Here is a 14,675-nt window from a genome sequence, read left to right on the forward strand (position 1 = left end):
AAATTGCTTAACTGACTGACATTACGCAATGCGCCTCCCCTTAAAACGAAGCAAACAGCAAAAATTTAAGCCTTTGAGGGTATCCCCGCGCCCGGCTCACGGGCCGCTGACGCAACGGCGACAAATTTTCTACATGCGGGTCTTCATTATTTGCCTGGCTCGTTCGTCTTATTGATTGAGAGCACCCATCACATTTTTCCGGATCAGGCTCTGAAAAGGAGTTTTTGCATGTACGACTCGCAACTGCCAACGGACGGTAGCCATGCACCAAAGGCCAGCACTCTGGGCTCCGGCGCTTTCAATCAACCAGCCGAACGCCACGGTAACGAACGGATCAGGTTTCTGCTCAAGAGCTTTGGCCTGCGAACCAGTCTGATTCGCCTGAAAGTCATCGACGCCTTGCTGACCGCCGCCCAAAGCGACCGCAGCCTGGGAGTGCGTGGCGTGCACAGCCACTTGCTGGACCTGGACATTCCCCTGTCCTTTCTCAGTGTCCGTGAAGTGTTGAAACGCTTGTGCGGCGAAGGCGTGATCACCCTCAATCCGGACAAAAGCTACAGCCTGCATCCACAGGCTGCCGCTGTCCTTTATAGCGAGCAATCCGGCCAGGGGGCGTCGCTCAAGGCTTGACCTTGCGACGCATCACGCCATTGATCACCACCACAAGCACCGCCACGCCAATGGCGATGTACTGGAACAACTGCTCTGTGATGATCCCTGCGTTTTGCAGCCAGGAAAGGCCGAACATGATCCCCAGCACCACCAGGGAAATCAGAATCGAGTATTTCAAACGTTGCGACTGGGTCATTGCGGGTTCCTGAACCAAAAAAAATATATCCGGTTTGTATCCGATTGCATGCCAAGCCCCTACCGTTCTGCGGGAATGAGGGGCTGCAAACAGGGTCTCATGTTACAGCCGATGAAGAGTTTTGACTTCATTGCGGCGATAACCCATGAGGATTTCAAAATGTTCCGTCGAATCACACGGCTGATTCCCCTGCTCGCTCTCCTGCCCCTGAGTGGCTGCATCGTTTTTCCCCACGGCGGCTGGCATGACGGCCACAATTACGACCGTGGCGGACCTGGCTATTATCAACATTGATAATTTGAATGACTGACGTAAACAACGCCTATTCAGCCGTTCACTTGTAAGAAAACAACCGATCTCTGCTCCACTGAAGAAATGCCCGCTCTCTAGCGGGCATTTTTCGTACATGACTATTCTCATCCGTCTGTCAGTTTAATCCACCGTAATTATTGCTTTTCGACTTCCTCCCCCAACTCGAAATATAGCGAAAACCATTGAAGCTTTAAGTCTCAATCATGCATTTGAGCTGTTCGCTATCGATGTCTATTCTCGATACATCACAAATAAATCAATCCTCAAACCACGAGTAAAACAGGGATGTCATGTTCAAACCTTTAATCAATATCAGCCCTCATCATTTGTTTGGTTTTTGCCTTGCGATTACTCTTTTCGAACTGCTGACTTATATGGGCAGCGATATGATCATGCCCGCCATGTTGACTGTAACTCGTCAACTGGATGCCAGTCCGAGCCACGTTCCTTATGCCTTCAACCTTTACTTGATTGGCGGCATTCTTCTGCAATGGCTTATCGGTCCGCTGTCCGATCATTTCGGTCGTCGCAGGATGCTGCTCATCGGCTGCGCGCTATTCGCTCTAGCCTGTGCCGCGGCGTTTTACGTGCAGAGCATCCTTGTTTTCAATGCTTTGCGCCTGATTCAAGGCATGGGATTGGGATTTGTCATCGCGGTCAGTTATCCAGCCCTGCAAGAAGTCTTCTGTGAAGCCGACGCAGTCAAGATCATGGCATTGCTGGGGAACGTTGCACTGCTCTCCCCGCTGTTGGGTCCATTGCTCGGCAGCCTGATGCTGGAGTGGCTCTCTTGGCGGGAGCTGTTTTTACTGTTGGGTGTCGGCGGCGCGATGGTCTGGCTGGGGCTGTATTGGTTCATGCCGGAAACCGTGGACACCTTGCGCCAGGACGGGCAACGGCTGGCTGCCGTGCCCTTTGAATGGGGCGGCACGGTACGCCGCTACGCTGCTTTGCTCACCAACACGCAATTCCTGCGCGCCACCATCGCCTTGGGCCTGATGAGTCTGCCGTTGATTGCCTGGATCGGGCTCGCGCCACTCTTGCTGATCCAGAACCAGGGACTTTCCACTTTGCAGTACGGCCTATGGCAGATCCCGGTATTTGCGGCAGTCATTCTCGGTAATTTGATACTCAACCAGTTGATTGCCAACACTGAATTGCCTCAACTGATTCGATACGCGCTCTGGCCATTTTGCGGCGGGCTCATCGCATTGGCCGTCATCACTTTCACCGGTGCTTCTACGCTCCTGTTGATCAGTTGCCTGTCGCTTTACGCCATTGGCCTGGGCATGAGCAACGCTGCGCTGTACCGGCTTGCGCTGTTTTCCAGCGATGACAGTAAAGGGCTGGTTTCAGCCGCGATCGGCATGATCTCCATCGCTGTCATGGGTGGGGGCGGCTCGATTATCGCTGCGTTGGGCGCCGGTGACAGTCTTGAGGCCTTCGCTCTGATGGTCGGTCTCATGGGCCTTTTGTGCCTGGTGCCCCTGAGACCATTTCTGCGCCGTTCTCACATCCCGCTTACGGTCTGACACCAAATCAGTAGGTCTTTTGATGATCCATCTACCTCACACCGATGCGCTTTGTGCGTTAACGCAACCTTATTGCCTGGATTCCGTGCCGGAAGGCCTGTTCAACCGGGCCATGGGGGAAATCAGTTTGTTTCATTGTCATCACACGCCCGGATACGAACGCTGGCTGAACGCTAATGACCTGGATGCCAACGCCCTGGAGACATTGGATGACTGGTCCAGGCTGCCGCCGATTTTCGCCAATTACTTCAAACGTCATTTGGTGTTCGGTCCCACAGGCGAAGGGGCGCTGGAGCTCACATCATCCGGCACCAGCGGCCAGAAGAGTCGCATGCGCTACGACCATCGCAGCATGGCCGCGGCACAAGGCATGGTGAACCACATTTTCCGGCACTACGGCTGGGATACCCCGGACAGCCCCTGCAATTACCTGCTCCTGAGCTATGAGCCCAAGGCGGCCATCACCTTGGGCACTGCCTATACCGATCAGTTTCTTTGCAGCTACGCCCCCGTCAACCGTGTCGCTTATGGCTTGCGCCTCACCGGCAAAGGCCACGCGTTCGACCTTTTTGGTGTGATTCGGGCCTTGCAGGAGTTTGTCGAGGAAGGATTGCCCGTTCGCATCCTGGGTTTTCCGGCGTTTCTTTCTCATGCGCTGCAGCACATGGAAGACACCTGCGTGGCCAATTTGCAGTTGCCCGACCAGTCATTGGTATTTCTGGGAGGCGGCTGGAAAACCCAGGCAGCACAGGAGATACCCCTGCATCAGCTGTATGCCCGAATCAATCGGCAATTGGGCATCGACCTCTCTCGTTGTCGGGACGGCTACGGCGCCGTAGAGCATGCCGTGCCCTATATCCAGTGTTCTCACCATCATTTTCATGTCCCGATTTATTCGAAGGTTTTTGTGCGCAACCCATCCGATTTCACTGTTCAGCCCTACGGCCAGCGCGGCTTGCTGGAATTTGTTTCGCCGTACATTTCGTCGAGCCCTGCCCATGCCGTAGTCATGGGCGATCTGGCGACACTGCATCCCGGCGCCAGTTGCGGATGCGGCCTGCCAACCGATTGGTTCGAGCTCCATGGACGTGCCGGCACCTCTGCCAGTCGCAGCTGCGCCATGGCCGCTTCAGAACTGATCGGGAGGGCTTGATATGTACCTGATCAATGGCCAACTCCATGACGTCGTTACCCTGGAAAGCGCACTCGACCTCCTGCAAAAACAATTACCCCGATTGCTGGCTGCACCGATCGACAGTGACATCGTTATCGAGTCCGCCACTCATTTTGCTACGCAATTGCAGGCTCGCAGCCTGGACCTGACGCTCGATGACGATCATTGTCAGGGGCTGATCGATTTTTGCCAGCGCAGCAACCTGGAGACAAAACTTGAGCGAGAGCTGGGTCTGCAACCGCGTTCGCTGCGGCGTATCGACTATCGGCAGCCATGTTTCGAAAGCTGGCATCCTTTGGGGCTGGTAGTGCATATCACCCCAGGCAATGCGCCGTTATTGGCGTTCTGCGCAATACTCGAAAGCCTGCTGGCCGGCAATATCAACTGGCTGCGCCCCAGCACCAGCGATGAAGGTTTGAGTGCTCGGTTGCTGGCCGCCCTTGTGCAATGCGACAGCAGCGGCAGACTCGCAGAATTCGTTGCGGTTCTGCCCGTTGACACCTCACAGATAGCTCGACTTTGCACCACGGCAGACGGGGTATCGGCCTGGGGCGGTGAAACAGCGCTCAAGGCGATCCGCCAACAGATCCCGGCGGGATGCCGCTGGATCGATTGGGGACACAAGATCAGCCTCGCCTATCTGTCACCTGAAGCGGCGAATCCTGCGGCGCTCGATGCATTGGTGGATGAAGTCTGTCGACTGGATCAACAAGCGTGCTCCAGCCCTCAATGGGTATTGGTAGACAGCAATGATCCAACCCTCCTGCGAGACTTGGGGGAACGTCTCGCCGAAGCATTCAGACGTCGCGCCTCTCATTGGCCGGCGCTGCTCCCGACAGATCAGGAAGCATCGGAAATCACCACCCATACGGCCATGGCGCGATTGGACCAATGTTTTACCGATCAGACCGGTCAAGTCTGGAGCGGCCCCGGATGGCGCGTCATCTGGGAGCATCATCAGAGCCTCGCGCCATCACCGCTGTTTCGTACAGTGCTGCTCAAGCCAGTCCCACGGCATTTGCTCGCCGAATCATTGTTGCCGTGGCGAACGGTCCTGCAAAGCTGCGCGCTGATAGCCTCCCCGGCAGACACACCCGGGATTGTTCGTACATTGGTCAACGCCGGCGTCACTCGTATTGCTCCTTGCGAGACGATTCACGATGGCTACGCCGGCGAGCCTCACGATGGTGTTTATGCGCTGTCGCGTCTGAGTCGCCGCCTCTCCGTGAGCCTGGCTGCTGATGTCTCGACTGGTCGCGCAACGCTCGATCCGCTGCCGTCGGCCCCTGAAACAGCCCATGGCCCGATCATGGACAAAGCCGCCTTCATGACTCAGCCGATCAGCCCCGCTGCACAGCTGTACTTCCGCTCCGGCGGTAGCAGCGGAACGCCGACCCTGGCCGGTTTCACCTATCGAGACTTTCAACGACAAATGCGCGCCGCGGCTGATGGCATGTTTGCTGCCGGGCTCGATCCGTCACAGGACCGGGTGATGAACCTGTTCTATGGCGGCAATCTGTACGGGGGGTTTTTCAGTTTTTCGAATGTCCTTGAACAGATGGGAGTCACACACTTGCCCATGGGGGCTCCCCAGGACGATGACTTCAGTGAAATCGCCCGAATGATCGTGGAGCAGCGTGTCACCGTGCTGATCGGCATGCCCAGTACGCTGCATCGTCTGTTTTTCAAAGAGCAGGCCCGACTTCGCGACTATGCCGGTATCGCCAAAGTGTTCCTTGGCGGTGAGCATCCGGGTGAGGCCAGTCAGCGCCTGATGGAAAGTTGCGCAGTGTCGACCATTCGTTCTGCCCTCTATGGTTCCGTCGATGCGGGTCCTCTGGGGCATGCTTGCCGGGCGACGGGAGATGGTATTTTTCACTTGATGTGCGAAACCCAGCATCTGGAAATCGTTCAGCTTGAAGAGGATGTACCGGTACAAGCCAACGAGATCGGCCGTCTGCTATTTACCTCCCGCGCCCGACAAGGTCAGCGCGTGCACCGCTATGACATCGGCGACACTGGCCGCTGGATACCTGGAACCTGCCCTTGCGGACTGGAGACGCCGCGATTCGAACTGCTACAGCGGCACGGCAAACTGGTACGGATTGGCACGGAATTCATTTCCCCTCCGGCGCTGGAAGATAGTGTGGGAGTCCCTATACAAATTGTTCTGGACCACGCCGCCAGCGGAGTCGAACGAATGCAAGTTCGAGCGGAGGCAGATGCCGCCTGGGTACGAGAAAAACTGCTGACCCATGAAGCCTTGGCTAACGCAGTGAGTGCCGCACTTTTAATTGTGGAAGTGACGACATGCGCCGAACAGGCATTTACCAAAAACAAACACAGCGGCAAAACCCCTTTAATTATCGACCATAGAAAATAAAAACTATTTCCACCCTGATGCCTAATATAAAAAGAGAGCCCAATGGAACCAACCTATTCGATTGAACAGCTAGTATTTTATATAAGACAACATTCCCCCTTCTACAGTAAACACCTGGAACATTTACCTTCGAAAGGTATTACTTTAAAAGATTTACCGTTGACTGACGTCGCCAACTATTGGGTTGGCAGCAACGACTTGAACCATTGGCCGGTGCTGACAGGAAACGTCGATGATGCGCTGATATTCAAGACAGGAGGTTCGACCAGTCAGGGCAAACTTGCGGTGTACTCCTACGAGGAATGGCACACATTGGTCAGTACTTTCGGCGCCAGCCTCTCATCTCAACTGAACAACGGTGACCGGGTCGCCAACCTGTTCTTTTCAGGGGATCTCTACGCCAGTTTTCTGTTCATCCACGACTCTCTGGCCCATGTCGGACGATCCATCTGTGAATTTCCGTTTACCGGAGAAGTCGATCTGGACGTCTTGGCGGTTGCCATCGGGCAACACCGGATCAACGTCCTGGCCGGAGTACCGGCGCAGTTACTGCGATTCGCGGCCTACCTGGCGCAGCATCGGCGAGTGTTGTGCGGGATCGAGACAATATTGTATGGCGGCGAAAGCCTGTTTGCCCCGCAGTTGCTAATCCTCGCAGAAGTGTTCCCCAACGCGCGTATTGCCTCTATCGGCTATGCCAGCGTAGATGCAGGGCTCATAGGTGCCAGCAATCGCGATTGCGCATTGGGCGAACATCGGGTGTTCGATCAACATACAGTGCTGGAAATCGTCGATGAACACATGGGTGAAGTGATTGAAGAATGTGATCGCACAGGATTGTTGGTGCTGACCAACCTGACGCGCCGGCTCATGCCGTTGCTGCGTTACCCGGTAGGCGACCGTGCCTGTTGGCGTGAACCGAGCGCAACCCCGATGCGTAAATTTGCACTCAAAGGGCGAAGTGCCAACAGTCAGCGGGTACGAGTAGGTGTGCTGTCGCTGTTTATCGAAGACATACAGCAGATCGTTCGGCGTGTTGCCCACAGCGAGCAATGGCAATTGCTGATCGAGCAGATCGACCACAAGGATCTATTGAGCGTGAAATGGGTTCCCGAACCTCGATCGCAAACCGTTGAACCGGTGCGCCGGGCACTGCATGAGGCGCTGATTGCCCACTACCCCATCATCGAGGACCTGAGCCGTGACGGTCTGCTGGAACTGCGGGTGCTGCCTTGCGCGCCCCTGGACCTGAAGCTTCACCCTCGTTCGGGCAAACAATTACGAGTGATGGATTTGCGGATGTATGACATTTCCCCGTTGGAGCCTGTGCGATGACTCGTTTGATTTTCAGACCCTACCGCCCCAGTGACGCTAATGCCGTGAGCACGTTGTTTCGCGAAGTCTATGGCGATCATTACGTTCAGCCGGATGTCTACCTGCCGCATATGATCAATCAGCACAATGCCGAGGGTCGCTGGCAATCGATGTTAGCGGTGGATGATGCACATGTTCTGGGGCACGCCGCGCTGTACCGAACTGTGCATTCCAATACTGCGGAGCTGGCTCTCAGCGTGGTGCATCCCGCCGCGCAGGGGCAAAGCATCGCGACTCGTCTGGGTCGGGAGCTATTGATGCAATCAGGCTCTTTGGGGCTAGAGAGCGTTTCGATCAAGCAAGTGACTCACCATCCCTACACACAACGCATGGCAGAAAAAATCGGCTTCCTCAGCACGGGCCTGCTACCCGATTATGTTCCTTCGCCATTTGCTGATCCGCTACCGGAAACCATCGTAATGGGCTATCACATGATTGGCGGACACAGGCGTCCGCTCCCCGACATTCCCTGGCCCGAAAACTGCCGTGCGTTGATGCTGCACTTGAGCTCGGTATTCGGAACCCATCAGGACAATAAGTCGCGCCCCGCGATGCCCTTGCAGATCAAGCAACACCAGCATCGGCTCGATATTGTCATTCAATATTTAAACAAAGATTTGCTTGGGCAACTCTGGCAATTGCCCAAGCACTGGCTGATATCGGTACGACTCGAACTGTCCCGGCACTTTCCCCGGAACCTGCGCAATTTTTCGACGCTGGGCTTCGTCTTCACGGGCCTGATGCCCACGCCAGGCGGCAATGGCTGGTTCGCATTGTTTCATCGAGGCGTGCAGGTTCGATCCCTCAACCTGAACTGCGCGCACATGCAACATTTGCATGACGACTTACAACAGAGCGCCAACGCAATGAGAACCCACTGCACCGACACTCCTGTCGGCACCCGCTCAGCCGCATGAGTCTTGTCTGTTAAAACCATTAGCCGACTGCGCACAGAGTTCCTATCCAATCGACGAACACACGTACTCGTCGGGACAATTGGCGGTGAGGAGGATAGAGCGCCGTCAACGGCATATCCGGTGGCGGCATCTCCCTCAGGACCTCGACCAATCGCCCCTCCTTCAGCAGCCGGGCGAGGACGTGAAGCTGAGCCGCGAAGAGTTGCGGGCCCTAGAAGCGATATTCCCGGCCAAGGCGACGGCAGGCCTGCGTTATTCGGAAGAAGTCATGAAGTTGCTTGACCAGTAACAAGTGTCTGGCCCGTTCGATAGTTGAGCGGGCCAGTGCTGGCAAATATCACGCCCTGGACTGGACGCCCTTGTCGGTCGGGGTCGTACCGTTGCCCTTGCCGTAAGTTTGCAAGTTCTGCAATACGTAGATCGCCGTCTTGTATTCAGGGATCAGGCCAGCGGCGTACTTGTCACCCTTGATATTGTTGTTCTGAATGGTGTCCAGTTGCGTGGCGAAATACTCCAGTGCATTAAACTTCGCATCCGGGTCTTTCTGTACGCCAAAACGATCAAACTTGTCACCGGCGTTAAGCAAGGTCATCGAAGTAATATCGGAAATCAGGCCTTTGCCTCTCAAGAAAGCACTGAGATTGCCCAGTTGCTTGGCGGAGACATTCTCCGGATCGAAGCCTTTGATGTTCCTGTGCAGTTTCTGCTCATCCATTTTCGCCGTATTCAGCGCATTGGGATTGGTCCCCACCAGTGCCAGCATCTGCTTGACCCTGGCGCTATGAGCCACAGGCTTGCCGTTGCCCATATCCTTGACCAGTAAACCTGCCTTGCTAGTCCAGGCACCTGTGTAGCCGATTGTCATGACCGGGCTCCCGGCTGCGTGACGGAATGCTGATTATCCAAAATACACAGACGTCCTTGTGAGGCGACCATAAAAGTTCCTTGTTTAACCGAGTTAAGTGCGGGCGAGTATCGATGCACGCTCTAACGTCACCAACAGATATTTCCGCTTTTTACAATTCTTGTACATTTGTGACACATAACCAAAATCGCTTGGCTTCATGGGCCTACATGAACTTTTCGATAGGGGCAGATAACTCATCAGGCTTTTGTACTCTTTGGTTAGTAGTGCTTGTATCAATGAGGATATTTCTTCATCACCTCAGGCAGATCGTGTACGATCGTACCTAACGCTTCACCTTGGCGAGCCGATACCCTTTCGACGCCCCGATTTTCAGGTCAAAATACATTTTTTGCCGCAACCCAAGACGAGATTCCCATGCGAACCTACCTGCGTCTGATCGCTTTGAGCGCCCTCTTCATCTCCTCCCTCGCCCAGGCCGCCGACTTGATTCCCATCGAAGTTCACCGCGACGCCAACTGCGGTTGCTGCAAAAAATGGGTCAGCCATCTGGAATCCAACGGTTTCAAAGTTGAAGACCACCTCGAAGCCGACATGAGCCAATTCAAGCAACAACACGGCGTGCCACCTCGCCTGGCGTCCTGTCACACTGCCTTGATCAACGGCAAATTCGTCGAAGGCCATGTGCCGGCCGATCAAGTACTGGCCTTGAGCAAGCGGGACGATCTGTTGGGTGTTGCCGCTCCTGGCATGCCCATGGGCTCGCCCGGCATGGAAACGGATGGCGTGAGCGATGCCTATCAAGTGATCGGTCTGAAAAAGGATGGCACTGATGTGGTGGTGGCGGACTACCCCGCCCATTGATGTTCGGCGCGGGTGAAGATGGCCTGAAACTCTGGGCATGAACACAGAGGGGCCTTTTCGCATCCTGTCCGAGGTCTGAGCCCCGGACATGCCGGATGTATCACGAGAATGGCAGCGTACTATAAAGGCTCTGCTGTCTGGATAAGCGAGTTCAACACAAGTTTTATTTCAGAGGCCGGATCTTTATGTCCTTGCAGTATCAAACCTTCCGACAGGGCGGTGAAGGTTCTTGCAAGAGCGGCATACGCCAAAGGAGGCTTCTTGCCTGCATGATTAAAGATGATGGTAATCAGTTTGCCCAAGGCTTCACTATTTTCCTGATGCAGATCGTAGTAATGCGTTGAGAACTCTTCATCGCGCAAGGCAATCAGTTGCAGCTCAGCATCAAGAATCGCACAGCTGGTATTATTTTTAAGTGTGTCAATATAAGCATTCAACCCATGGGTCAGCTGTTCAGATGAATACCCCGAACTCAGGGTAACGCTCAATCGATCTATTTCAACTCTCTTGAACCTCTGAGTCAATTGCAGAAGCAAGTCTGACTTACTGGTAAAGTTTGAAAAGAATGCGCCCTTCGAAAAACCGGCCTCCTCGGAGATAGCGTTGACGCTGGCCGCGTGAAAGCCTTTCCTCACCATAAGATCAGTGGCGGTGTCGAACAATTTATCTCTTGTTACTTGCTGGCTTTCTTCTCGACCTAATCTCTTTTTAATCACGCCTTCGGCTCCTTTTAGCCAAACAAAAAATCAATCTGCAACTGGATGAAACAGACCTGCTACTCACTGCGCAAAATCTGTTTTAACTATCATATCTTATACCAGGCCTTCTTAATAACTTTACGCTTAAACTTTTAAGAAGTGCCATGTAAATGCCATGTATTGACCTCGCCGAGGAGGGATCCAAATAGACTCCTCCCCGAGGATTTTTCGTTGGTATTGCAAGCGTTTACAACTCTTGAAGAGGTCGATGTGCTTCCCCTGCCACGCTGTGGGGTGAGCCCTTCAGGGAGGCAGCCGATGGGCACAACGCTCTAAACCGCTGAATTTTCGAGTTTTAGATCGGGCTCAATGACCTCTCCTTTGCAACTGTCATGAAATACCACTTGATTTTCAGATACCAAATGGTTTTTACTTGCCACCGTTGATGTACCAGCACCTGATCTAGCATCGAACCCGGTGACATCAATCTCATAGCAGTAGCAGGTTACTCACAGGAGCTGGATTTTTAATGGAATATGCCTTTGTTACAGGCGCTACAGGCCTGCTCGGTAATAATGTGGTTCATGCGCTTTTACAGCGAAACATCAAAGTAAAAGCGCTGGTCCGTTCCGTCGAAAAAGCCCGGAAGCAGTTCGGCAATCTGCCTGTCGAATTTGTCGAAGGCGACATGCTCAATGTCGATGCCTTCAGCCATGCCTTACAAGGCTGTGATGCGTTGTTTCATACAGCCGCTTATTTCCGCGATAGTTACAAAGGCGGAAAGCACTGGCAGAAACTGTATGACACTAATGTGACCGGGACCGAGCGCCTACTGCAAGCCGCTTATGCCGCTGGCATCCGTCGTGCAGTACATACTTCATCCATTGCAGTATTGAAGGGCAACAGAGATCAAGTCATCGATGAAACAATGTCTCGCAGTGAGTCGGAGGCTGACGATTATTACTTGAGTAAAATAATGTCTGAACAAAAAGTTCAGGAATTTCTGTTGCAGCACCCGGACATGTTCATCGCCATGATATTACCGGGCTGGATGTTTGGCCCCGGGGATATCGGCCCCACCTCATCAGGACAGTTCCTGCTCGACTTTGTCGGAAAGAAATTACCCGGCGTATTGCCTGGAAGTTTTTCCGTTGTAGATGCCAGGGATGTGGCGGAACATCAACTCGCGGCCATCACACGCGGCAGATCCGGAGAACGTTATCTGGCGGCCGGCAATCATATGGACATGAGCAGTATTTTCCAGGCACTTTCCAGTGTCAGTGGTGTGAAAGCACCGGAGCGAAAAGTACCCCTGTTCATGCTGCGCATCATTGCCTTGATGTATGAAGGCTTTTATCGAATTACCAAAAAACCGGTACTCATCAGTACTTCCACTGTCAAACTCATGGAGCAAGAGCAAGGGCGCACCCATTTCAGTCATCACAAAAGTTTACAGGAGCTGAAGTGCAACTTCCGCCCCGTAGCTGAAACATTGAGCGATACGCTGGACTGGTATCGGAAAAACAACTACACAGATGCGTAATTGAAAAAACTCATATACAGCCTGCCTCTGTAATACTTTTTGTATAACCATAAAATTCAAGGATTGAGAGAGGTTGGTAAATGAAAAGCCTTTCCTATAAAGAAGGTTTTCTGCATCGGTTCGTCGGTTTTTCAAAGTCTTTCCCTGATCACATTGCTGTCAGGAATCTGGACGCGGAAGAAGAAACTGTCACTTACCGAGGTTTGCGAATAAAAGCTGAAGAGTGCAACGGTGCCCTCAAAGCATTGAATGTATTATCGGGCGACAAAGTTGCGCTTATTCTGCCCAATGGGGTGGAGTTCATCGCCTACTATCTGGCGATCATCGGGCGCGGTGCGGTTCCGGTCATCCTCAACTACAAACTGACGCCATTCGAAATGGACAGCGTCATCAGCATCGCCAGACCGACGCTGGTAGTGACGACCGAAACGCTGTTCGAGCAGCATCGCGAGATATTTCAGCCTGCCTACGGCGTTCGGCACTCCTTGGTGTTGAACGCCGCAAGCGAGCCGTCATCGCCCCTGCCCGGCAACGCAACGGCAGATTCTCGGCTTCCTCGACAAGCCGAGCCCTTGTTATTGCCCGAGGGCAATCCGATCGTCTCGGTACAGTTCACTTATCGGGGCATTGGTAAACCGCTGGCCGTTTCTCACCGCTACCTTGACCTGACGCAATCGAGCGATGGGCTGCATGAGCAGTTTCATCTTCAAGGCGTCGGGTCCGTTCATCTGGTGACGCTGCCGCTGTATGCCATCTTCGGACTGTCCGTGATGATGGTTTTCCCCTTGAGTGTGGGCGCCACCCTGTTAATGACCAATACCCTGCTCAACAGGGATCTGGCAGAAGTTTTGTCGCAACATAAGGTCACCTTTGCCTGCCTGGTGCCGGACGTCATTCGCTACTTCAATACGCGACTGGCCAAACGCAAAGGCGCGCTTTTGCCGATGCACCCGCAACTGATGATTTATTCGGGTGGCAGCCATCTACCGGCAGACGAAGCCGAGAAACTGGGTCGGCTGTTGGGGTGCAATCCGGTGCTGCAAGGCTATGGATTGACCGAGAGCATGCCGGTGATTGTCCAGAGCTCGATCGGCAAGGTCCATCGCGGCGCCATGGGTCAACCGATTAGGGGCGTAGAACTGCGGGTCGTTGATGCCGAGGGGCGGGATGTCGTACCTGGACGTATCGGCGAACTGCTGATACGCGGCTCGATGGTGATTGACGGCTATAACGATGCAGAGGACGCCAATGCCCGGTTCTTCCGTGATGGCTGGCTGCACACGGGTGATCTGGTCTGGCGGGACGACGATGGACATGTGTTCTTCTATTGCCAACGCCTGCGAATCTCGAAGATCAAAGCGCAAATGGTCGACCTGACTGAAATCGAATCCATTGCGTTGAAGCATCCGGACGTGTTGCGCGCAAAAGCTTACATCGTCCCGGACAACAAAGAGGTCAACGTACTGCACCTGTGCGTTGAAGGGAGCGGTGACGTGACTCAAAGCACTGTCTCTACCCTGCTCTCGCGCTACCTCTCGGGCTTCAAGTTGCCCAAAACCATCGAGATCATCTCTCTCAAGGAAGAGATTCATGCAAGTTAATGCCACACAACCGGTACTGGCCGTTTTCGACTTTGACGGCACATTGACCGACCGACACACGTTCTGGCGCTACATGCGTTTTATCGTGGGCACCCGAACGTTCTGGCTCAGGATCATTCCCCTGCTGCCCAAAATGCTTAGTGTGATCCTTGGTATCACGCCGTTGATGCAAGCCCGATTGGCGTTCATCGCCTGTTACCTGGGCGGTCTGTCAGTCGAGCAAGAGCGAGAGCATGCCAAGTACTTCATTACCGAGCAGCTACCACTCTGGCTCAGGCCCGAAGCCCTGCGCCGGCTGCAATGGCATCAATCCATGGGGCATGTCACTGCGCTGGTCAGCAACTCGCCGGAGAACTATCTGATTCCCTGGGGACAGGCAGCGGGTTTTGACTATGTCTGCGGCACCCGCCTGGCGACTGCAAAGAACAAACTGACGGGCGGGATATCCGGGACCAACTGTGTTGAGAGAGAAAAAGTCACACGGCTTAAAAGCTGCCTGAGCAACCTTGATGACTTTTACATTTATGCCTACGGAGATTCATCGGGTGACGATGCTCTTCTCGGCATTGCCAACTCTCCCTTCTACAGAAACTGGTACTGACAG

At 53.9% G+C, this 14,675-nt stretch carries 14 protein-coding genes and 2 pseudogenes; 11 read left to right on the forward strand and 5 right to left on the reverse strand.

Translation table 11 applies throughout. The features are described from left to right. Positions 1 to 228: 228 nt before the first annotated feature. Positions 229 to 630: a fe2+ zn2+ uptake regulation protein gene (locus tag NHU87_RS24340; RefSeq protein ID WP_253553080.1), complete on the forward strand. Its 402-nt coding sequence runs from the start codon at positions 229 to 231 to the stop codon at positions 628 to 630. Here the strand turns inward: NHU87_RS24340 and NHU87_RS24345 are convergent. Next, the gene (locus tag NHU87_RS24345; RefSeq protein ID WP_007901365.1) at positions 620 to 808 is read right to left on the reverse strand and encodes a hypothetical protein; all 189 of its coding nucleotides are present in this window, start codon (positions 806 to 808) and stop codon (positions 620 to 622) included. The genes NHU87_RS24340 and NHU87_RS24345 overlap by 11 nt on opposite strands. 102 nt (positions 809 to 910) lie before the next feature. Next, on the reverse strand, positions 911 to 1,216 hold the full coding sequence (locus NHU87_RS24350; protein ID WP_253553120.1) for a hypothetical protein: 306 nt from the start codon (positions 1,214 to 1,216) through the stop codon (positions 911 to 913). A gap of 194 nt (positions 1,217 to 1,410) precedes the next feature. Here NHU87_RS24350 and NHU87_RS24355 point away from each other — a divergent pair, with 194 nt between their 5' ends. The 5 genes from NHU87_RS24355 to NHU87_RS24375 are packed head-to-tail and all read left to right on the forward strand — an operon-like array spanning position 1,411 to position 8,500. Then, a complete protein-coding gene (locus tag NHU87_RS24355; RefSeq protein ID WP_253553081.1) occupies positions 1,411 to 2,652 on the forward strand; it encodes an MFS transporter in 1,242 nt (413 codons plus the stop codon). Between the two features lie 22 nt (positions 2,653 to 2,674). Further along, positions 2,675 to 3,805 carry an acyl-protein synthase gene (locus NHU87_RS24360; RefSeq protein WP_253553082.1) on the forward strand — a complete coding sequence of 377 codons (1,131 nt, stop codon included), beginning with the start codon at positions 2,675 to 2,677 and terminating at the stop codon, positions 3,803 to 3,805. Position 3,806: 1 nt separating this feature from the next. Next, on the forward strand, positions 3,807 to 6,209 hold the full coding sequence (locus NHU87_RS24365) for an aldehyde dehydrogenase family protein (RefSeq protein WP_253553083.1): 2,403 nt from the start codon (positions 3,807 to 3,809) through the stop codon (positions 6,207 to 6,209). A 42-nt stretch (positions 6,210 to 6,251) separates the two neighbouring features. Further along, positions 6,252 to 7,544 carry a phenylacetate--CoA ligase family protein gene (locus NHU87_RS24370; RefSeq protein ID WP_253553084.1) on the forward strand — a complete coding sequence of 431 codons (1,293 nt, stop codon included), beginning with the start codon at positions 6,252 to 6,254 and terminating at the stop codon, positions 7,542 to 7,544. Further along, entirely contained in the window at positions 7,541 to 8,500 is a 960-nt protein-coding gene (locus NHU87_RS24375; protein ID WP_253553085.1) for a GNAT family N-acetyltransferase, read from the forward strand. The genes NHU87_RS24370 and NHU87_RS24375 overlap by 4 nt, the downstream gene beginning before the upstream one ends. Here the strand turns inward: NHU87_RS24375 and NHU87_RS24380 are convergent. Then, a pseudogene (locus tag NHU87_RS24380) lies at positions 8,489 to 8,678 on the reverse strand (LysR substrate-binding domain-containing protein); the annotation flags it as partial. The gene NHU87_RS24375 and the pseudogene NHU87_RS24380 sit on opposite strands and share 12 nt — an antisense overlap. Here NHU87_RS24380 and NHU87_RS24385 point away from each other — a divergent pair. Further along, positions 8,679 to 8,789, forward strand: a pseudogene (locus NHU87_RS24385) (aldo/keto reductase); the annotation flags it as partial. Positions 8,790 to 8,837: 48 nt separating this feature from the next. Here NHU87_RS24385 and NHU87_RS24390 read toward each other — a convergent pair. After that, entirely contained in the window at positions 8,838 to 9,365 is a 528-nt protein-coding gene (locus NHU87_RS24390; protein WP_253553086.1) for a hypothetical protein, read from the reverse strand. A 417-nt stretch (positions 9,366 to 9,782) separates the two neighbouring features. Here NHU87_RS24390 and NHU87_RS24395 point away from each other — a divergent pair, with 417 nt between their 5' ends. Beyond that, complete coding sequence (locus NHU87_RS24395) at positions 9,783 to 10,229, forward strand: DUF411 domain-containing protein (RefSeq protein ID WP_253553088.1); 447 nt, start codon at positions 9,783 to 9,785, stop codon at positions 10,227 to 10,229. 119 nt (positions 10,230 to 10,348) lie between these two features. On the opposite strand, the gene NHU87_RS24400 is transcribed toward NHU87_RS24395, so the two are convergent. Next, positions 10,349 to 10,945 carry a TetR/AcrR family transcriptional regulator gene (locus NHU87_RS24400; protein WP_253553089.1) on the reverse strand — a complete coding sequence of 199 codons (597 nt, stop codon included), beginning with the start codon at positions 10,943 to 10,945 and terminating at the stop codon, positions 10,349 to 10,351. Between the two features lie 511 nt (positions 10,946 to 11,456). Between NHU87_RS24400 and NHU87_RS24405 the strand changes: the two genes are divergently transcribed. The 3 genes from NHU87_RS24405 to NHU87_RS24415 all read left to right on the forward strand — a co-directional run bounded on the left by NHU87_RS24405 (position 11,457) and on the right by NHU87_RS24415 (position 14,672). After that, entirely contained in the window at positions 11,457 to 12,470 is a 1,014-nt protein-coding gene (locus NHU87_RS24405) for an SDR family oxidoreductase (RefSeq protein WP_253553090.1), read from the forward strand. An 80-nt stretch (positions 12,471 to 12,550) separates the two neighbouring features. Then, complete coding sequence (locus NHU87_RS24410) at positions 12,551 to 14,071, forward strand: class I adenylate-forming enzyme family protein (RefSeq protein ID WP_253553091.1); 1,521 nt, start codon at positions 12,551 to 12,553, stop codon at positions 14,069 to 14,071. Beyond that, positions 14,061 to 14,672, forward strand: a complete 612-nt coding sequence (locus NHU87_RS24415; RefSeq protein WP_253553092.1) for an HAD-IB family hydrolase — start codon at positions 14,061 to 14,063, stop codon at positions 14,670 to 14,672. The genes NHU87_RS24410 and NHU87_RS24415 overlap by 11 nt, the downstream gene beginning before the upstream one ends. Positions 14,673 to 14,675: the final 3 nt, after the last annotated feature.

It is taken from the genome of Pseudomonas mandelii (assembly GCF_024138395.1).
Classification (GTDB): domain Bacteria; phylum Pseudomonadota; class Gammaproteobacteria; order Pseudomonadales; family Pseudomonadaceae; genus Aquipseudomonas; species Aquipseudomonas mandelii_E.